At 73.4% G+C, this 17,956-nt stretch carries 15 protein-coding genes and 1 pseudogene; 7 read left to right on the plus strand and 9 right to left on the minus strand.

All coding sequences use genetic code 11. The annotated features are described in order from the left end of the window. Positions 1-299: 299 nt before the first annotated feature. From J8N05_RS14440 to J8N05_RS14455, 4 genes are all read right to left on the minus strand, one after another. Positions 300-932 (minus strand): response regulator transcription factor, encoded by a 633-nt coding sequence (locus J8N05_RS14440; RefSeq protein ID WP_210890185.1) that lies wholly within the window; start codon positions 930-932, stop codon positions 300-302. Between the two features lie 143 nt (positions 933-1,075). Continuing rightward, complete coding sequence (locus J8N05_RS14445) at positions 1,076-2,260, minus strand: sensor histidine kinase (RefSeq protein ID WP_247706276.1); 1,185 nt, start codon at positions 2,258-2,260, stop codon at positions 1,076-1,078. Positions 2,261-2,383: 123 nt separating this feature from the next. Then, entirely contained in the window at positions 2,384-3,103 is a 720-nt protein-coding gene (locus J8N05_RS14450; protein WP_210890186.1) for an ABC transporter permease, read from the minus strand. 2 nt (positions 3,104-3,105) lie between these two features. Continuing rightward, a complete protein-coding gene (locus J8N05_RS14455; RefSeq protein ID WP_210890187.1) occupies positions 3,106-4,056 on the minus strand; it encodes an ABC transporter ATP-binding protein in 951 nt (316 codons plus the stop codon). Between the two features lie 467 nt (positions 4,057-4,523). On the opposite strand from J8N05_RS14455, the gene J8N05_RS14460 reads away from it, so the two are divergent. From J8N05_RS14460 to J8N05_RS14470, 3 genes are all read left to right on the plus strand, one after another. After that, positions 4,524-5,399, plus strand: coding sequence for a MaoC/PaaZ C-terminal domain-containing protein (locus tag J8N05_RS14460; RefSeq protein ID WP_210883077.1), 876 nt, complete (start codon positions 4,524-4,526; stop codon positions 5,397-5,399). Between the two features lie 74 nt (positions 5,400-5,473). Then, positions 5,474-6,550, plus strand: a complete 1,077-nt coding sequence (locus J8N05_RS14465; RefSeq protein ID WP_210883079.1) for a Zn-dependent alcohol dehydrogenase — start codon at positions 5,474-5,476, stop codon at positions 6,548-6,550. 75 nt (positions 6,551-6,625) lie between these two features. Then, the gene (locus tag J8N05_RS14470; RefSeq protein WP_210883081.1) at positions 6,626-7,633 is read left to right on the plus strand and encodes a 3-oxoacyl-ACP reductase; all 1,008 of its coding nucleotides are present in this window, start codon (positions 6,626-6,628) and stop codon (positions 7,631-7,633) included. 135 nt (positions 7,634-7,768) lie between these two features. Here J8N05_RS14470 and J8N05_RS14475 read toward each other — a convergent pair whose 3' ends face one another. Further along, entirely contained in the window at positions 7,769-7,945 is a 177-nt protein-coding gene (locus tag J8N05_RS14475) for a hypothetical protein (protein WP_210890605.1), read from the minus strand. Positions 7,946-9,832: 1,887 nt separating this feature from the next. Beyond that, positions 9,833-11,002, minus strand: a pseudogene (locus J8N05_RS14480) (hypothetical protein); the annotation flags it as partial. 361 nt (positions 11,003-11,363) lie between these two features. Here J8N05_RS14480 and J8N05_RS14485 point away from each other — a divergent pair. The 3 genes from J8N05_RS14485 (at position 11,364) to J8N05_RS14495 (ending at position 14,036) form a co-directional block, all read left to right on the plus strand. Next, positions 11,364-12,203 carry a Nif3-like dinuclear metal center hexameric protein gene (locus J8N05_RS14485; protein ID WP_210883083.1) on the plus strand — a complete coding sequence of 280 codons (840 nt, stop codon included), beginning with the start codon at positions 11,364-11,366 and terminating at the stop codon, positions 12,201-12,203. After that, a complete protein-coding gene (locus tag J8N05_RS14490) occupies positions 12,200-12,943 on the plus strand; it encodes a zinc ribbon domain-containing protein (RefSeq protein WP_210890188.1) in 744 nt (247 codons plus the stop codon). Before J8N05_RS14485 ends, J8N05_RS14490 begins: the two co-directional genes overlap by 4 nt. A gap of 385 nt (positions 12,944-13,328) precedes the next feature. After that, positions 13,329-14,036 (plus strand): histidine phosphatase family protein, encoded by a 708-nt coding sequence (locus J8N05_RS14495; protein WP_407699907.1) that lies wholly within the window; start codon positions 13,329-13,331, stop codon positions 14,034-14,036. A 130-nt stretch (positions 14,037-14,166) separates the two neighbouring features. On the opposite strand, the gene eda is transcribed toward J8N05_RS14495, so the two are convergent. Both eda and yaaA read right to left on the minus strand, forming a co-directional pair. Then, entirely contained in the window at positions 14,167-14,823 is a 657-nt protein-coding gene (gene eda, locus J8N05_RS14500) for a bifunctional 4-hydroxy-2-oxoglutarate aldolase/2-dehydro-3-deoxy-phosphogluconate aldolase (RefSeq protein ID WP_210883085.1), read from the minus strand. 62 nt (positions 14,824-14,885) lie between these two features. Then, positions 14,886-15,686 (minus strand): peroxide stress protein YaaA, encoded by an 801-nt coding sequence (gene yaaA / locus J8N05_RS14505; RefSeq protein ID WP_210883087.1) that lies wholly within the window; start codon positions 15,684-15,686, stop codon positions 14,886-14,888. 90 nt (positions 15,687-15,776) lie between these two features. Here yaaA and J8N05_RS14510 point away from each other — a divergent pair, with 90 nt between their 5' ends. After that, entirely contained in the window at positions 15,777-17,264 is a 1,488-nt protein-coding gene (locus J8N05_RS14510) for an RNB domain-containing ribonuclease (RefSeq protein WP_210883089.1), read from the plus strand. Here J8N05_RS14510 and J8N05_RS14515 read toward each other — a convergent pair. Beyond that, entirely contained in the window at positions 17,215-17,955 is a 741-nt protein-coding gene (locus tag J8N05_RS14515; protein WP_210890189.1) for a hypothetical protein, read from the minus strand. The two genes, J8N05_RS14510 and J8N05_RS14515, sit on opposite strands and share 50 nt — an antisense overlap. Position 17,956 lies beyond the last annotated feature (1 nt).

Genomic DNA, 17,956 nt, shown 5'->3' on the forward strand with positions numbered 1-17,956 from the left:
GTGCGGGTGCGTCGTGGCTGGTCGCGCCGTTCCCCGCGCCCCTGAAAGGCGGGGGGCGACATGCGTTGTCGGGTGCGGGTGCGTGGGGGCTGGTCGCGCAGTTCCCCGCGCCCCTGAAGGCGGGGCTGCGCCCCTGCCTTCAGCCTCTTGGAACCGGCCGCGCCCTTCTGCCCCTTCAGGGGCGCGGGGAACTGCGCGCTCAGCCACGACGTACCCGCAGCCGACGAACTGCCCTATAGGGGCGCGGGGAACTGCGCGGCCAGCCCACACCGGCCCCCACCCGTGCCAAAGGGCTAGGCCTACAGCCACCCCTGGTGGCGGGCCTCGCGCAGTGCCTCCATGCGGTTGCGTGTCGCCGTTTTGCCGATCGCGGAGCTGAGGTAGTTGCGGACGGTCGACTCGGACAGGTGCAGCTTGGACGCGATGTCGGCGACCGTCGCACCGTCCGCCGACGCCTTCAGCACATCGCACTCACGCGCCGTGAGCGGATTCGGCCCCGCCCCCAGCGCGGCCGCCGCGAGCGCCGGATCGATGACGGTCTCCCCGGTCAGCACCCGGCGGATCGCCTGCGCCAACTCCTCCACGGGCCCGTCCTTGACGAGGAACCCCGCGGCGCCCGCCTCCATGGCCCGCCGCAGATAACCGGGCCGCCCGAACGTCGTGAGGATCAGCACCCGGCAGTCGGGTGTCTCCTCCCGCAACAGCGCGGCGGCGTCGAGCCCGCTGATGCCGGGCAGTTCGATGTCCAGCAGCGCGACATCGGGCCGGGACTCCAGCGCCGCCCCCACGATGGCGTCGCCCGTCCCGACCTGCGCCACCACCTCGATGTCGGCCTCCAGTCCGAGGAGCAGCGCCAACGCGCCCCGCATCATCCCCTGATCCTCGGCGAGCAGCACACGAATGGACTTGGCGGGCCGATGATCCCGGGGCATCTCGTTCACACCCCAACATTAGGCTGCCCCGGCTCCAACGCTCAGGGGACGCGGCCTCCGAGGGGCACAGCCCCCAAGGGGCGCGGGGAACTGCGCGACCAGCCCCCACGCACCCGCACCCGACAAAACCCCCCCGGGCCCCCTCAGGCCGCAGCCACCCCCACAGGAAGCTCCGCCATCACCACGAACCCACCCCGAACCCCAGGCCCCGCCTCCAGCAGACCCCCCGCCGCCGCAAGCCGCTCGGTCAGCCCCTTGAGCCCGGTCCCGCCGACACCCGGCAGGACGGAGGGTGAGGAACCAGGGGGCGAGGACACGGGCACGGCCGCACCCCCGCCGTCGTCCGACACCCGCACCCGCACCCGTTCCGACCCCCCGTCCACCGTGATCGAACAGCGGCGGGCGCCACTGTGCCGCACGGCATTGGTGACGGCCTCCCGCACGACCCACCCGAGCAGCGCCTCCGCCTGCGCGGACAACGGCGGCCCCGACTGCCGTACGACGGGTTCGATCCCTGCGGCCTGCAGTGCCGACCGCGCCCGGTCCAGATCGGTGGCCAGGCTGCCCTCGCGGTACCCCGTGACCGCCTCACGGATCTCGGTGAGCGCCTGCCGGCCGACCGACTCGATGTCGGAGACCTGGACGAGCGCCGCGTCCAGGTCCCGGTGGGCCAGACGCCGGGCCGCCTCCGACTTCACGACGATGACGGAGAGCGTGTGGCCGAGCAGGTCGTGCAGGTCGCGGGAGAACCGCAGACGCTCCTTCTCGACGGCCTGGTGCGCCAACTCCTCCCGCGCTGCCCGCAGTTCACGTACGGCGTCGGACAGGGACAGGATCGCGGCGGTCACCATGGTGGACAGGAACGTGCCGTACGCGACGTTCACCGCGCCCCAGCCGTCCCGCAGCCCCGCCACGACACCGGCGAGCACGCTCAGTCCGATGCCGGTCCTGCCGAGCCACGGCCCCCGGACGATCGCGCCCGCGGCGAGCCCGAGCAGCGGGAAGAAGAGGAGCCAGCTGCCCCCGTACAGACCGCCGAGGAGGCAGGTCACCACGCCCAGTGCGATCAGCGCGCCCCGGGTGGAACGGGCCTCGCGGGCCTCCTTGCTGAAGGCGCGGAACACCACGTGGATGTAGAGGGAGTTGAAGAGGAGGAGTCCGATGCCGCCGATCCACGGGTTCGAGGTCCTGCCCTGGAAGAGGTTGGAGAAGGCGCCCATTCCCATGAGGAGCCAGGGCAGCAGCGCGAAACCGCTGGGCGGCGGGCCCAGGTGCTCGGGGAGCTTCCCGTTCCGCTGCCCGGTCCGCTCCTCCCGCCGGTCGGCCATCCGGCAACTGACGCTCCGCAACCAGGACATCCACCCAGCCCCCGTTCCCGTACCTGTGCCCGTGCCCGTGCCCGTGCCTGAACCTATGCCCGGTTCCGTTTCCGTTCGCGTTCCGGTTTCCATTCAGACGGTCCGCGCGGTCCTGCGGTACGAGACCACAGCGTACGAGCCGAAGAGCAGCAGCCAGCCGGTCAGCACCAGCACGGCCGCGAGTGCGGGCGCCCGCCCGTCGGCGACGGCCGTACCGAGCTGCGCGAAGCGGTTCGTGGGCGTGTACGACGACAGCGACCGCAGCCAGCCGGGGAACAGGGCCAGCGGGAACCACAGCCCGCCGACCACCGCGAGCGTCAGATTGCACACCATGTTCACCACGCCGGTGGCCTGCGCGGTCAGCCGGTAGCCGTTGCCGAGCCCGAGCAGGGTGAAGGGGACCGAGCCGAGCCAGAGCGACAGCGCGATCACCGCCCACTTCCAGGCGTCCATCCGTACGCCGTTGACCAGGCCGCCCGCCGCCAGGACCGCCACGATCGCGGGCAGGACCGTCACCGCGCCGGTCAGCGCGCGCCCGGCGACCACCTGGCGCGGACTCATCGGAGTGATCCGCAGCTGCCGCAGCCAGCCGGTCGAGCGGTCCTCGGCGACGCCGCCGCCGGTGTTCAGGGCCGAGCCCATCGCCCCGTACGCGGCCATGCCGATCATGGAAGCGGTCTTCCAGTCGCCGTCGGCGCCGTCACCGAGGTTCGTGAACAGCAGATACATCACCACCGGCATCACGACCCCGCCGATCATGAAACCGGCGTCGCGCAGCGTCCGGCGCACTTCGAGCCGCAGATAGTCGAGCATCATCACACCGTCTCCAGGGAAGCGGGCCGGGCCACCGTGCCGGAGGCCGGGGCGGAGGTCGTGCCGGAGACCGAGTCGGAGGTCGAGTCGGAGTCCGTGGCGGTCAGGGCCAGGAACGCGTCGTCCAATGAGGCCGGAGCGACCTCCAGGCCGCGTATCGCACCTCGTTCGGCCAGCGCGATCACCGTCGCGTCCGGGTCGTCGGTCCGCAGCCGGGCCCGGTCGCCGCGGACCTCCAGGGAGACCACGCCGGGCAGCAGGGACAGCCCGTCCGTACCGGCGCCCGCGAGGTCGAAGGCGACGAGGCTGCCGCCGGCGGCCCGCCTGAGCTGCTCGCCGGTGCCGTCGGCGACGATCCGCCCGTGGTCGACGACCACGATCCGGTCGGCGTTGGCGTCCGCCTCCTCCAGGTAGTGGGTGGAGAACAGGACGGTGTGGCCGTGGCGCGCGTACGACCGCATCGAGTCCCAGAAGGCGTACCGGGCCTCCACGTCCAGCGCGGCGGTCGGTTCGTCCAGCACGATCAGCGCGGGTTTCCCGACGAGGGCGACCGCGAACCGTACCCGCTGCGCCTGGCCCCCGGAGAGCCGGTCGACGCGCCGCCCGGCCAGTTCGGCGACGCCCGCCAGCGCCAGCGCCTCCCGGACGGGCATCGGCGCGGGATACGTACGGGCCACGAACCCGACCAGCTCGCCCACCGTCACCCGCGGCACCGGCCGCCCGTCCTGGAGCATGGCACCGACCCGGCCGGCCCGTACGGCGTGCTCCGGGGCGGCGCCGAAGAGGCGGACGGTGCCCTCGTCGGGCTTGTCCAGGCCCAGCAGGAGGGAGAGTGCGGTGGACTTGCCCGCGCCGTTGCGGCCGAGCAGCGCGACCGTCTCGCCGCGGGCGATCTCCAGGTCGACGCCGTCCACGGCCCGTACCGCACCGAAGGCCTTGACCGCCCCCGTCATCCGCACGGCCGCCGTCCCCGTTCGCGTCCCCGCCGTCGTTTCCGCCGGCGTTTCCGCCGTCGTCCCCGTTTTCGTCCCCGTTTTCTTCATGGGGACGACGCTACGGAGCGGCGGGCGGGGCGCGGCAGATGCGCATGTACGGACTCGGGCAGGACAAATGTCACTGCCTGGGCACGTCCAGGGGGCTGCGGGACCCGAGCGGGTGTGCGGCCCCGCGGGTATCTGACATGGCGTCAGGAGTCTTCACATGTGCCGGGGGCTCGGCTATACAGGGGATCGCCGGTACTGGAACGCGTTCTAGAACGGGCGGGTTCCAGGCCCCCGGCCCAGAGTCGACCTCGGTGCGACCGACGGTGCGGACGGCCGCATCGAGGTCTTCCCGTGCCCTTCCGTGCCCTCCGTGCCCGTTCGTGTCCGCCCGGTCCGCCCGGTCCGCCCGTCTTCTCCGCGCGGCAGTCAGGAGCCCCATGCCCATCGACGTTGCCCAGGCCCTCGCGGCCGAGCCCCGGTCCGCCGGGATCGCCTGGGGTCACAAGGACGTCCAGCTCTACCACCTCGGCCTCGGCGCCGGTGCGAACCCCGACAGGGACACCCCCGCGACCGACCCCGACGAACTGCGCTACACCCTGGAGTCCAGGCTGCACGTCCTGCCGAGCTTCGCGACCGTCGCGGGCGCGGGCTCCCCGGGCGTGATCAGCGGCCTCTCCATGCCGGGCGTCGACGTCAACCTCGCGCACGTGCTGCACGGCGGCCAGACCATCACGCTGCACCGGCCGATCCCGGTCGCGGGCGAGGCGGTCGCCACCGCCCGGATCGCCGCCGTGTACGACAAGGGCAAGGCCGCCGTCCTCGTCGTACGCACCGAGGTCGCCGACACGGACGGGCCGCTCTGGACCAACGACGCCCAGATCTTCGTACGCGGCGAAGGCGGTTTCGGCGGCGACCGGGGCCCCTCCACGCGTCCCGAACCGCCGACCGGCGCGCCGGACCGGACCGTCGAACGCCCGATCCGCGCGGACCAGGCCCTCCTGTACCGCCTCTCCGGCGACTGGAACCCGCTGCACGCCGACCCCGAGTTCGCCAAGCTCGCCGGTTTCGACCGCCCGATCCTGCACGGGCTGTGCACGTACGGGATGACGCTGAAGGCGGTCGTGGACACCGTGCTCGGCGGCGATGTCACCCGGGTCCGCTCCTGCGCCACGCGCTTCGCCGGGGTGGTGTACCCGGGCGAGACCCTGCGCGTGCGCATGTGGGAGGAGGACGGCCGGGTCCGGGTGACGGTGGGCGCGGCCGAACGCGACGACGCGCCCGTCCTCACCGACACCGTCGTCGAACACACCTGAGCGTCCCGAGGACGAGGGGCGCGTGTCGTATGTACGTTCCGCACGTTCCGCACGTTTTCGAGGGGAGCCGCACCATGCGCGCAGCCGTACTGCACGAGATCGGCCAGGACAAGCTGGAGATATTCGACGACATCGAGGCGACGGGCTTCGGGCCGGGCCGGGTACGCATCCGGGTACGGGCCACCGGCCTGTGCCACTCGGACCTCTCGGCGATGGCCGGTGTGCTGCCGCAGCCCGCCCCCTTCATCCCCGGGCACGAGGGCGCCGGGGAGGTCCTGGAGGTCGGCGAGGGCGTCACGAACGTCAAGGCCGGTGACCGGGTCGTCGTCTGCTGGCTGCCCGCGTGCGGCGCGTGTCCCGCCTGCAAGCGCGGCCAGACCGAGCTGTGTCTCGCCGGGTTCATGAACGCCGGCACGCCCAACTTCAAGCGCCCCGGCGGCGATGTGTTCGGCTTCGCGGGCACCGGGACCTTCACCGAGGAGGTCGTCGTCGACGCGGGCTGCGCGGTGCCGATCCCGGACGACGTGCCCTTTGACATCGCCGCGCTCATCGGCTGCGGGGTCACCACGGGGCTCGGTGCCGCCCTCAACACCGCTGATGTGGAGGCCGGTTCGTCGGTCGCCGTCATCGGCTGCGGGGGCGTCGGCATCTCCGCGATCCAGGGCGCCCGGCTCCGGGGCGCCGCGGAGATCGTCGCCGTCGACCCCGTGCTCTCCCGCCGCGAGGCCGCGCTGAAATTCGGCGCCACCAAAGCCGTCTCGCCCGACGAACTCGCCGACGCCAAGCAGTCGGTGACCGCGGGCGAGGGCTTCGACTACGTCTTCGAGGTCGTCGGCCGCTCCGCCACCGCCCGCACGGCGTACGAGAACACCCGCCGCGGCGGCACGCTGGTCGTCGTCGGCGCGGGCGCCATGGACGACTTCCTCCAGCTCAACATGTTCGAGCTGTTCTTCGACGAGAAGCGGATCCTGCCGTCCATGTACGGCGGAGGGGACGTCCTGCGGTCGTACGAGCGGACCATCGCGCTGTGGCGCGCCGGACGCATCGACCTGGAGGGCCTGATCACGCACCGGGTGCCGCTCGTCGACATCAACGAGGCGCTCGACCAGATGCGTACGGGGGTCTCGCTGCGTACATGCATCGAGATCTGACGCCGACGCTGATGCTGCTGTCGCTGCCGCTGCTCCGAACCCCCGGTCACGGCCGGTCGAGCCGAAGGGACTTCCATGTCATTGCCACGTCTGCCGCGTCCGCCCCTTCTGCCGCTTGAGGGACGGGCCGCGGTCGTCACGGGGGCCGGGCGCGGGCTCGGCCGGGCGGAGGCACTGGAACTGGCACGGCTGGGGGCCGCTGTCGTCGTCAACGACTACGGACAGCCCGGCCGGGACGGTTCCGGCGACGCGTCGGCCGGGCCCGCCGAGGAGGTCGCCGCCGAGATCCGGGCGGCGGGCGGCCGCGCGCTCGCGCACACCGGGGACGTGGCCGACCACGAACAGGCCCGGGAACTGGTGGAGTTGACGGTCGCCGAGTTCGGGCAGCTGGACATCCTCGTCAACAACGCGGGCATCCTGCGGGACCGGATGGTCTTCTCCATGTCCGAGGACGAGTGGGACTCGGTGATCCGCGTCCATCTGAAGGGCCACTTCAACACCACCCACTTCGCGTCCGCGCACTGGCGGGCGCGGTCCAAGGCGGCGGACGCGCTGGTGTACGGGCGGATCGTGAACACCTCCTCGGAGGCGTTCCTCGCGGGTTCCGCGGGACAGCCCAACTACGCCGCGGCGAAGGGCGGGATCGTCGGGCTGACGACCTCGACGGCGCTGGCACTGTCCAAGTACGGCGTCACGGCGAACGTGATCTGCCCGAGGGCCCGGACCCGTATGACGGCGGACGTCTTCGCGGGCTTCCAGGAGCCGGGGGAGGGGGCGGAGAAGGGTGTCGGAGGGCGGCGCGCCCCGCTCGCCCCGATCGACCCGCTCGCGCCCGAGCATGTCGCCCCGCTCGTCGGTTACTTGGCCTCGCCGGCCGCGGCGCACGTCAACGGTCAGCTGCTCGTCGTGCACGGCGGGATGGTCGCCGTCGTCGAACGGCCGCGGGTGGCGGCGAAGTTCGACACGAAGCAGGACGCTTTCACGTACGACGAACTGGACGCGCTGCTCACCCCGCACTACGCGGACCGGCCGCGGGGGGAGACGTTCGCGGCGGCGGAGGTACTGGGCCTGAAGCACGAGTAGGCGAGCGTCACGAGTGGGCAAGCGTCATGAGTGGGCAAGGGGTTCGAGTGGGCAAGGGTTTCGCGCCCCCATGCGGAACGGCCCCGTCCGACGAGTGTCGGACGGGGCCGTGTCGTGTCGCGGCCCGTGGTGTGGTCAGGCCCCTGTGTCGTGCTGCTCGGCCGGCCTGCGGTGCCGGCCACGGGGGATCGCCCCGTCCTCCTGTGCGGAGACGGGCCCCCGGTGCCGGCCCTGTCCACCGTCGTCGTCGGCCTGCGCCGACGTCCCCCGCAGGTCGGTGGCCGTCGTCTCCATGGTGTTCGTTTCGCTCATCTGGAATTCACCCCGTCAGCAAGATCCTTCGGTACAGCGCCGGAGATTCTAACGGTCGGTTGTGACCGACCTGAGGGGTGGTGGGGGCTACTCGGTGGTCACTTTGAGAGAACTCGGAGACGACCCGCCCCCGGCGCCCACGCGCAGCCCCCGGAGGTCGGCGGGCGCCTCACAACTGACCCGCTCGACGTGTAGTGGCTGCGCCGGCTCGGCCTCGACGCTGAGGCTGAGGCTGAGGCCAGGGCTGGGCTCGGATCCGGCTCCCCTGCGCGGGGCATCGTCCGTTCCTCCGCTGCGAGCGCCGTCCGGAGCCGCGTCCCGACCTCCGGCGGGCGCCTGCCCGGGAGCCCCACCCGGGTCTCCGCCCGTCACCCCGCGGTGGGGCTGGGCCGGTGCGCTGCTGGGGGCTGGGTCCGGAGCGGCACCCTGGCCCTTCTTGGGAGCCCTGTCGGGGCTTTCGTCCGGCCTCCAGCTGTCAGCGACGCTCGGCGCCCTGCCCCGACTCCCCTCCGGCATTCCGCCGGGAGTCAGGCTCGGGGCCTCGTCGGGTGTCCTGCTGCGGGGCAGGTCCGGAGCGGCCTCCGTAACCACACCTCGGCTTCCCCCGGGAGCGCTGCCCGTGCCTCTGTCCGGCCTCCGGTCATCAGCGGCGCCGGGGACCGTGCCCTGACTTCCTTCCGGCGTACCGCCGGGAGCCAGGCGAGGTGTCCCGTCGGGCGTCCCGCTAGGGGCCGCACCTCGACCTACCGCGGGAGCCCTGTCGGAAGTTACGCCCGAAGCCTCGTCGGACGCCCCGCCGCGAGCCAGGACAGGAACCGCGCCACGACCTCCCATCGGCGTCCAGCCGGGGACCTGGCCTCGGGCTTCGTCCGCCGTCCTGCTCCGACTTCCCTCAGGCGCCCCGCCGTGTGTTCCGTCCTGCGCCTCGGGGCGGGCTGGGGCTGGGGTCGGGGTTGCCGTTTGGCCTTCCGCCGGTGCCCGGTCGGGAGTCGCGCCCGGGGCGCGGTCGAGCGCCGCGTTGCGAGTTACGCGCGGCGGCCTGCTGCGGCCTTCCTCCGGCCCCCAGGCCGGGGTCTTGTCCTGGGGCTCGCTCGGCGTGCTGCCCCGGCTTCCTTCTGGCGTGCCGCCGGGTGTTCCGTCCTGCACCTCGCGGCGGGGTGGGGCTGGGGTCGGGGCCGCAGTTTGGCCTTCCGCCGGGGTCCAGTCGGGGGTCGTCCTGCCTTGGGCCTCGCTCGGCGTGCTGCCCCGGCTTCCTTCCGATGTGCCGCCGGGTGTTCCGTCGGGAGTCGCGTACGGGGCGCCGTCGAGCGCCGCGTCGCGGGCTACGCCCGGTGCCGAGCTGCGGGCTACGCCGGGAGGCGTGCTGCGAGTTATGCGCGGCGCCCTGCCGCGGCCTTCCTCCGGTGCACGGTCGGGGGTCGTCCTGGCCTGGGTCTCGTCCGGCCTCCTGCCGAGAGCTGCGTCCGGCGTGCCGTCCCGATCGCCCCGCCGCGTTCCGCCCGGTGTTCCGCCCTGCGTCCTGCGGTGCGCTGGGCCCGGAGCCGGGCCCCGGCCTTCCTCCGGCCCCCAGCCGAGAGTCCTGCCCGCGGCTTCGTTCGGCGCCCCGTCGCGAGCGAGGCCCGCAGGCGCGTCCCGGTTTCCCTCCGGAACGAAGTCCGGAGCCTTGCCCCGGGCGATCCCCGGAGCCGGAGTCGGAGCCGGAGTCGGAGCCGGATCGGGCCTACGGTCCGGAGGACCGTCCGGAGCCCGGTCCATCGGCCGGGTCCGAGTCCCGTCCGGTGCCCGGTGCAACGGCCGTTCCCGGGCCCGTTCCGGGGACCGGTAAGGCGCCCCGCCCGGCCCCCGCCCCCTCCCCGCCGCCTGCGCCGCACGGCGGCCCGCGAAGGCGTTGGTGACCGCCTGGGCCGTCAAGGGGGCTTGTTGGAGCGGTACCGGGCGGGCCGCCCCCGGTTTCTGTTCCGGGTTCGGCTCCGGCGGCTCCTGGGGGGCCTCACCCGTACCGGCCTCGTCGCCCGCCCCCGTGGGCGCCTCGACCCGTGCCACCCCGCACGGCACCGCCCTCGTCGCGTACGGCAGTTGAAGTACTCCGTCCCTGGTCCAGCGGCCGGAGCCGGTCAGCCAGCCTTCCGGCGGGGGGAGCTGGTGGAGGTGGCGTTCCGTCGGGCGCCAGACTCCCAGCCAGCTGCCCGAGGCGCCCGCGCCCGCGCCGCCGCCGTCGATCCGCAGCGCGACCCCGCAGCTCTCCGGCGTCAGCACCAGACCCGGCTGGATCGCGAACGGCGTGACCGTGCAGCCGGCCGGCTGGAGGCACTCCGGGAAACGGACCGGCAGCGTGCTCCCCAGCACACCCCAGCCGAGCCGCTCCTGCCCGGGGGAGGGCGCGTCCGAGCGGATCAGGAGCAGCCCGCTGTCCGCGTCGGCGAGCAGCAGCCGGTCGTTGCTCTCCTCGGAGATCTGCAGCAGCGGCGACACCTCACCCCCGCGCTCCAGATCCACCACCACCGTCTTGGTCCTGCCCTGCGACTCCCGGTCCAGCGCGAGCAGCCGGTCCCCGCCGCCCAGCCACACCCCGCCCGAGCAGCGCCCCGGCACCTCCGCGAGATGCTCGGGCCCGAACGCGCCCCCCGCCACCAGCCACACCGCGGTCGAACTCGGGCCCACGGCAAGCGCGTACGCCCGTGTGCCGCCCGGCGCGGGTGGCAGCAGCCGCAGCCCCGTGCCCGGATCGGGGCACTCCACCGCGCCGAGCGGCACCTCGCCCGTCCCGGGACCCGTCGGGTACAGCAGGGAGAACGCGTGCCGCCCGTCGGTGAACCGGTGGATGAGCACCCGCCCGTCCGCCATCGGCAGCACCTCCGTACCGGGCTCCTCGGGCTGGTTGCCCGGCAGGGGCACGGCGTAGGGCTCAGGGCCGTCCAGCGTCCAGCGCTCCGGGAACCAGGATTCGCCGCTGCGGGCCAGCCGGGCCGCGTACGCCCCGTCGACGGTGATCACGCACCCTGCCCGCACGGCCCTTTCGTTCTCGGACGCCGCGGACTCGATCGCACAGGCCGCCATCGTTCGGTCACCTCCGGCGACGAAACTAGTTTTCGCACGCACAGACGTGGGACCTGCGGGCAGCCCCTTCACACATAAGAGTGGCCACCTTCCGATTCACCTGAGGGAACGGGGGCGGGTGTGCTCGACGGGAGCGGAGGTGCTTGTGATCAGGGCCGCCCGAGCACGACCGACCCGGCCTCCGGGACCACCTCGCCGAGCAGTCCGGGATCACCGTGCCGGGCAGGCGTCGGGGCAGGTGTCGGGGCGGTCACCGGGACAGGCGCCGGGGCGGGCGGCCGGCGCGGGGTCGCGCGGTCGCGGCAGGTCGAGCAGCCCGCGACCGGTAGGGCACGCGCACAAGGCAGGTAGCCTTTTGTTCGTGCCCCGTCTGTCTGAAGCAATCGCCGCGCTCGACGCCCTCTGGCCCCTCGGGAGCGCGGAGGCATGGGACGCGGTCGGGACGGTCTGCGGAGACCCCGACCAGGAGGTCTCCCGTGTCCTGTTCGCCGTCGACCCGGTCCAGGAGATCGTGGACGAGGCGGTGAAGCTGGGCGCGGACCTGCTGGTCACCCACCATCCGCTCTATCTGCGCGGTACGACGACGGTGGCGGCCTCGACCTTCAAGGGCCGGGTCGTGCACACCCTCATCAAGAACGACATCGCGCTGCACGTCGCCCACACGAACGCCGACCGCGCCGACCCGGGGGTGAGCGACGCCCTCGCGGGCGCGCTGGACCTGCGGGTCGTACGTCCCCTGGTGCCGGACCCCGCCGACCCGGCGGGCCGCCGGGGCCTCGGTCGGGTCTGCGAGCTGGACCACCCCGTCACCGTCCGCGAGTTCGCCGCGCGTGCGGCGGAACGGCTGCCCGCGACGGCGCAGGGCATCAGGGTGGCGGGCGACCCGGAGGCACTGCTGCGGACCGTCGCGGTCAGCGGCGGCTCCGGCGACAGCCTCTTCGAGGACGTACGCGCCGCGGGCGTGGACGCCTTCCTCACCGCGGACCTGCGCCACCACCCGGCGTCCGAGGCCCGCGCCCACAGTCCTCTCGCGCTGCTCGACGCGGCGCACTGGGCCACCGAGTGGCCCTGGTGCGAGCTGGCCGCAGCCCAGCTCGACGAGATTTCCGACCGTCACGGCTGGGACCTGCGGGTCCATGTCTCGAAGACGGTCACCGATCCGTGGAACTCCCACTCCCCTTCACCTGGAGCCCCCAACTGAACGCCGCGCCCGCCGACCAGATCCGACTTCTCGACGTCCAGTCCCTCGACGCCCGCCTCCAGCAGCTCGCCCACAAGCGGCGTTCGCTGCCGGAGCACGACGAGATCGAGTCGCTGACCAAGGACCTCACGCAGCTGCGTGACCTGCTCGTCGCCGCCCAGACCGAGGAGAGCGACTGCTCCCGCGAGCAGACCAAGGCGGAGCAGGACGTCGACCAGGTGCGCCAGCGCGCCTCGCGTGACCAGCAGCGGCTGGACTCCGGCGCCGTCACGTCCCCGAAGGACCTGGAGAACCTCCAGCGCGAGATCACCTCGCTGGCCAAGCGGCAGGGTGACCTTGAGGACGTCGTCCTGGAGATCATGGAGCGCCGCGAGTCCGCGCAGGAGCGGGTCGGCGAGCTGACCGGGCGGGTCTCGTCCGTCCAGTCGAAGATCGACGACGCGACGAGCCGCCGGGACGCGTCCTACGAGTCCTTCGACGGCGAGAGCGCGACGCTGAAGAAGGAGCGCGAGGTTGTCGCGGGCTCCGTCCCCGCCGACCTTCTCAAGCTCTACGAGAAGCTCCGCGAGCAGCAGGGCGGCGTCGGCGCGGCCCGCCTCTACCAGCGCCGCTGCGAGGGCTGCCGCCTGGAGCTCAACATCACCGAGGTCAACGAGGTGAAGGCGGCGGCCCCGGACCAGGTCCTCCGCTGCGAGAACTGCCGCCGCATCCTGGTCCGCACATCGGAGTCGGGCCTGTAGGGCCCCGCGCCCCGGTCCGAGGGGCCCCGGGCGGGGCCCCGTAAGGGGCGCGGGGAACTGCGCGGCCAGCCACGACGGCGGGTCAGCCGCACGTCGGCCCGGGTTCTCGCGGCGCGAATTGGCCTACGGCTTCGGGCGGCAGCCGCTTGCGGGCCGTCCAGGGCCCAGCCAAGGGGCGCGGGGAACTGCGCGCCCAGCCACGACGGCGGGTCAGCCGCATGTCAGCCCGGGCTCTCGCGGCGCGATTTGGCTTACGGCTTCGGGCGGCTGCCGTTTGCGGCCCGTCCAGGGCCCAGCCAAGGGGCGCGGGAAACTGCGCGCCCAGCCACGACGGGCGATCAGCCGATCGACAACCCCCGTACCACCGACTCACAGGCAGCCAAAAATGACCCGCCCCCCAGACCTGGGCACCCCCACCACCTTCGTACTCCTCCGCCACGGCGAAACCCTCCTCACCCCGCAGAAGCGCTTCTCCGGAAGCGGAGGCGGAAGCGGAGGCGGAGGCAGAAGCGGAGGCGGAGGCGGGAGTGGGACGGGCGGCGCCGCCACCGACCCACCCCTCTCGGACACCGGCCGCCGCCAGGCGGAGCGCGTCGCCACCGCCCTCGCCGCCCGCGGCGCCGTACAGGCCATCGTGTCCTCCCCACTGACCCGCTGCCGCGAAACCGCCGAGTTCGCGGCAGCCCGTCTGGGCCTTGACGTACACATCGAGGACGGCCTCCGCGAGACGGACTTCGGCGCCTGGGAAGGCCTGACCTTCGCGGAGGTACGGGAGCGCCACCCGGACGACATGAACGCCTGGCTGGCCTCACCGGACGCCGAACCGACCGGCGGCGGCGAGAGTTTCGCGGCGGTCGCGCGGCGCGTGGCGGCTGCGCGTGACGGGCTGATCGCGGCGTACGCGGGGCGTACGGTGCTCGTCGTTTCGCACGTGACGCCGATCAAGACGCTCGTGCGGTTGGCTCTCGGTGCGCCGCCGGAGGCCTTGTTCCGGATGGAACTGTCTGCGGCGTCGCTCTCGGAGGTGGCGTATTACGCGGATGGCAACGCGAGCGTGCGGTTGCTCAACGAGGTCACTGCGTTGAGCGCCTGAGGGGCCGGTCGCTGGTCGTTCGCGCAGTTCCCCGCGCCCCTTCGTGGGGATCGGTTGTTCGTCGGGTGCGGGTCGGTGAGGGCTGGGCGCGCCGTTCCCCGCGACCCCGAAGGCGCCCTGGCGGGCGCCCCTACGGGCGCAAGCCCGCTGCCTCTCGGGCGAGTTTCTCCACTCGGGCCCAGTCGCCGGAGGCGGTCGCGTCCGGGGGGAGCATCCAGCTTCCGCCCACGCAGAGGACGTTCGGCAGGGCGAGGTACTCGGGGGCGACGGCCGGGCCGATCCCGCCCGTGGGGCAGAAGCGGGCCTGCGGCAGCGGCCCGGCCAGCGACTTGAGATACGCCGTACCGCCGGCCGCCTGAGCCGGGAAGAACTTCATCTCGCGCACCCCGCGCTCCAGCAGCGCCACGACCTCCGACGTCGTCGACACCCCCGGCAGGAACGGCACCCCGGACGCCTTCATCGCGTCGAGCAGCGCGTCCGTCCAGCCGGGGCTGACGAGAAAGCGCGCTCCGGCGGCGACGGAGTCCGTCACCTGGGCGGGCGAGATGACCGTGCCCGCACCGACCACCGCGCCCGGCACCCCGTCCGCGATCGCCCGGATCGCGTCGAGCGCCACCGGCGTCCGCAGCGTCACCTCGATCGCGGGCAGCCCGCCCGCGACGAGCGCCCGCGCCAGCGGAACGGCGTCCGCGACGTCCTCGACGACGACCACGGGCACGACGGGCGCGAGTTCGAGCACGGAGAGAGGCGACGGAGACGGCGACGAGGGCAGCGGCGAAGGCGACATGCCGTCATCCTGCCCGCAGTGCGCAGCATGCGCAAAGGTCGTTGCGCATAATGCAACGACACTCAGTGGATCTCGTCCACCAGCACATCCAACATCCACGGCTTGCCCGCGCCGGCCGCGCCGCCCGCACCACCCGTCCCCGCCACCTCCACCACGTACCCGAGGTCCCGCAACGCCTCCACCAGCTCCGCCGGACCCGACGGAACGGCCCCGGTCTCCATGAGGCTCCGTACGATGCGCCCCTTCGTCGCCTTGTTGAAGTGGCTGACGACCTTCCGGGTCGGCGCGTGCAGCACCCGTACGCTCGCCGTCCGCCCCGCGACCTCCCCCTTCGGCTTCCACGCGGCCGCGTACGCCGCCGAGCGCAGGTCCAGTACGAGCCCGCTCCCGGCGATCTCGGGCAGCACGGCGGCCATCGGCGTACGCCAGTGCGCGCCCAGCGCCCCGAGGCCGGGCAGCTTCACCCCCATCGAGCAGCGGTACGAGGGAATCCGGTCCGTCACCCGGACCGCGCCCCACAGCCCCGAGAAGACGAGCAGCGAACGCGCCGCCCGCCGCTTGCCCGCGGTGTCGAGGGAGGCCAGGTCCAGGGCGTCGTACAGCACACCCGTGTAGATCTCCCCGGCGGGCCGCGCCCCCGCGGTCCGCAGCTCCGTGTTCTTGGCGATCTCGCCGCGCAGGCCCTCGCTCAGCCCCAGTACCTCGCGCGCCTTCTCCTCGTCGGCCGCGCACAGTTCGACCAGCTCGTCGAGCACCGCCTGCCGCGCCTCGGCGAGCCCCGGCAGCGACAGCGACTCCGGCTTCAACGGCGCGCCCCGCCCGGAGGGAGCCTTTCCTTCGGACGGCGGCAACAACACGAGCACGGCGGATCTCCCTGGGGCTTGCGGTACGTACGCGGAGCACCCGCAAGCCTACGGGGTGCCGTCCGTCCCACCCCGTCCTACGCTCGTCGTGTGCCCCGCCGCCGGATACGAGCGACCGGCGCAGCCGAGGCCCCGCTGCGGGCCGCGCTGCGCGCCCTGCGCGCGGAGCTGGACGTCCCCGAGGACTTCCCGCCGGACGTGCTCGCCGAGGCCGAACGCGCCGCCCGCGAGCCGAGGCCGCCGGAGCGCGGCGCGACGGTCGGCGCCACGTTCGACGCGACGGACATCCCCCTCTTCACCATCGACCCGCCCACGTCCACCGACCTCGACCAGGCCATGCACCTCTCGCGCCGCGCGCACGGCTACCGGGTGCGGTACGCGATCGCCGACGTCGCCGCCTTCGTCGTGCCCGGCGCCGCCCTGGACGCCGAGGCCCACCGCCGGGTCACCACGCTCTACTTCCCGGACGAGAGGACCCCGCTGCACCCGCCGGTGCTGAGCGAGGGCGCCGCGAGCCTGCTCCCGGACGGGACCCGCCCGGCCGTCCTGTGGACGATCGACCTGGACGCGGACGGCAGCCCCACCGCGACCGACGTACGCCGTGCCCTGGTCCGCAGCCGGGCCAAGCTCGACTACGCGGGCGTACAGCGGCAGATCGACGCGGGCACGGCCGAGGAACCCCTCGCCCTCCTCAGGGACATCGGGCTGCTGCGCGAGCAGCGGGAGGTGGACCGCGGCGGCATCTCCCTCGACGTCCCCGAGCAGGAGATCATCGAGCGCACCGCCCCCGGCGGACGCGGCGACGACACGTACGAACTCGTCTACCGCGCCCCGCTCTCCGCCGAGGGCTGGAACGCGCAGATCTCCCTCCTCACCGGCATGGCCGCCGCCGAGCTGATGCTCACGCACGGCACCGGCATCCTGCGCACGCTCCCGGCCGCCCCCGACGGCGCGGTCGGCCGGCTGCGGCGCACCGCGCACGCGCTGCGCATCGACTGGCCGCACCACGTCTCGTACGCGCGCCTCATCCGCTCCCTCGACCCGCACCGGCCGCACCACGCTGCCTTCCTCCAGGAGTGCACGACGCTGCTGCGCGGCGCCGGCTACACGCCCTTCCGGGACGGAGTGGTCCCCGACATCACCACGCACGCCGCCGTCGCCGCGCCCTACACCCACTGCACGGCCCCGCTGCGCCGCCTCGTCGACCGGTACGCCTCCGAACTGTCCCTGGCCGCCGCCGCGGGCGCCGCCCCGCCCGAGTGGGTGCTCGCCGCTCTCGACGAACTGCCCGCCCGGATGGCCGAGGGCACCCGCAGGGCGGGCCAGGCCGAGCGCGGTTGCGTGGACATCGTCGAGGCGGCCCTGCTCAAGGACCGCGTCGGCGAACTCTTCGACGGCACCGTCGTGGACGTACAGGAACGCGAACCCGGCGTGGGAACAGTCCAGTTGGAGACTCCCGCGGTCGTCGCCCGGATCGAGAGCGGGAACGGGACGGCACTGCCGCTGGGGGAGCGGCTGCGGGTGCGGCTCACCCGCGCCGACCCGGGGACGGCGAAGGTGCTGTTCGCTCCGGCGTGAGCGGGAGCGCGAGTGCAGGCGTGAGTGCGGGCGCGAGTGCGGGCATGAGGTCGCGTATCGCGCGTACCAGTTCGTCGGACTCATCCGCGTGGAAGCGGATCAGCCGTACGTCCCGGGGGCGCCCCAGGAAGGTGAAGTGCCGTACCGGGGTGTTCAGTTCGAGGGTGACCGTGGTCTGCGCGGCCACCGCCAGATCCAGCCTGCCCTCGGCCCGCTCGTGCGTGGTGACCAACTCCCGCCGCACGGAGGAGATCGCGGACAGCGGCACGCGCAGATCGACATGGGCGGCGCGGCGGACGCGCAGGAACGTGTCGCCGAGGACGTGCGGGCGGGTCACGGACGCCGCGTGCATACCGACGATGAGCAGCAGCGTGTAGACGTCGAGAACGAGCACGACCCGGTGCACCGCGGGATGGTTCCGCAGGAGCACCGCCATGCAGGCGCTCTCCAGGACACACACGAACCCGAATCCGAACATCATCGCGCCCTGCCCCCGGGCGTACCCGAAGGCCCGTCCCTGCCCCTGCCCCTGCCCCTGTGCCTGCCCCTGCCCCTGGCCCTGGCCCTGTCCCGGCCCGACGCCGTGCGGGCGCCGGGCCACCCACCGGCCGATGCTCGCCAGCAGCCGCACCTCGTGCGCGACGATCCGCCGTGCGCCCTCGGCCGTCATCGTCCACGCCCCGGCCGTCATC

The sequence above is a fragment of the Streptomyces liliiviolaceus genome (assembly GCF_018070025.1).
Classification (GTDB): Bacteria; Actinomycetota; Actinomycetes; order Streptomycetales; family Streptomycetaceae; genus Streptomyces; species Streptomyces liliiviolaceus.

Excerpts from the sequence above, each read along its gene's own strand:
- J8N05_RS14440 (WP_210890185.1), bottom strand. The coding sequence starts at position 932 with ATGCCCCGGGATCATCGGCCCGCCAAGTCCATTCGTGTGCTGCTCGCC.
- J8N05_RS14445 (WP_247706276.1), bottom strand. The coding sequence starts at position 2,260 with ATGGCCGACCGGCGGGAGGAGCGGACCGGGCAGCGGAACGGGAAGCTC.
- J8N05_RS14450 (WP_210890186.1), bottom strand. The coding sequence starts at position 3,103 with ATGCTCGACTATCTGCGGCTCGAAGTGCGCCGGACGCTGCGCGACGCC.
- J8N05_RS14455 (WP_210890187.1), bottom strand. The coding sequence starts at position 4,056 with ATGACGGGGGCGGTCAAGGCCTTCGGTGCGGTACGGGCCGTGGACGGC.
- J8N05_RS14460 (WP_210883077.1), top strand. The coding sequence starts at position 4,524 with ATGCCCATCGACGTTGCCCAGGCCCTCGCGGCCGAGCCCCGGTCCGCC.
- J8N05_RS14465 (WP_210883079.1), top strand. The coding sequence starts at position 5,474 with ATGCGCGCAGCCGTACTGCACGAGATCGGCCAGGACAAGCTGGAGATA.
- J8N05_RS14470 (WP_210883081.1), top strand. The coding sequence starts at position 6,626 with ATGTCATTGCCACGTCTGCCGCGTCCGCCCCTTCTGCCGCTTGAGGGA.
- J8N05_RS14475 (WP_210890605.1), bottom strand. The coding sequence starts at position 7,945 with ATGAGCGAAACGAACACCATGGAGACGACGGCCACCGACCTGCGGGGG.
- J8N05_RS14495 (WP_407699907.1), top strand. The coding sequence starts at position 13,329 with ATGACCCGCCCCCCAGACCTGGGCACCCCCACCACCTTCGTACTCCTC.
- eda (WP_210883085.1), bottom strand. The coding sequence starts at position 14,823 with ATGTCGCCTTCGCCGCTGCCCTCGTCGCCGTCTCCGTCGCCTCTCTCC.
- J8N05_RS14515 (WP_210890189.1), bottom strand. The coding sequence starts at position 17,955 with ATGACGGCCGGGGCGTGGACGATGACGGCCGAGGGCGCACGGCGGATC.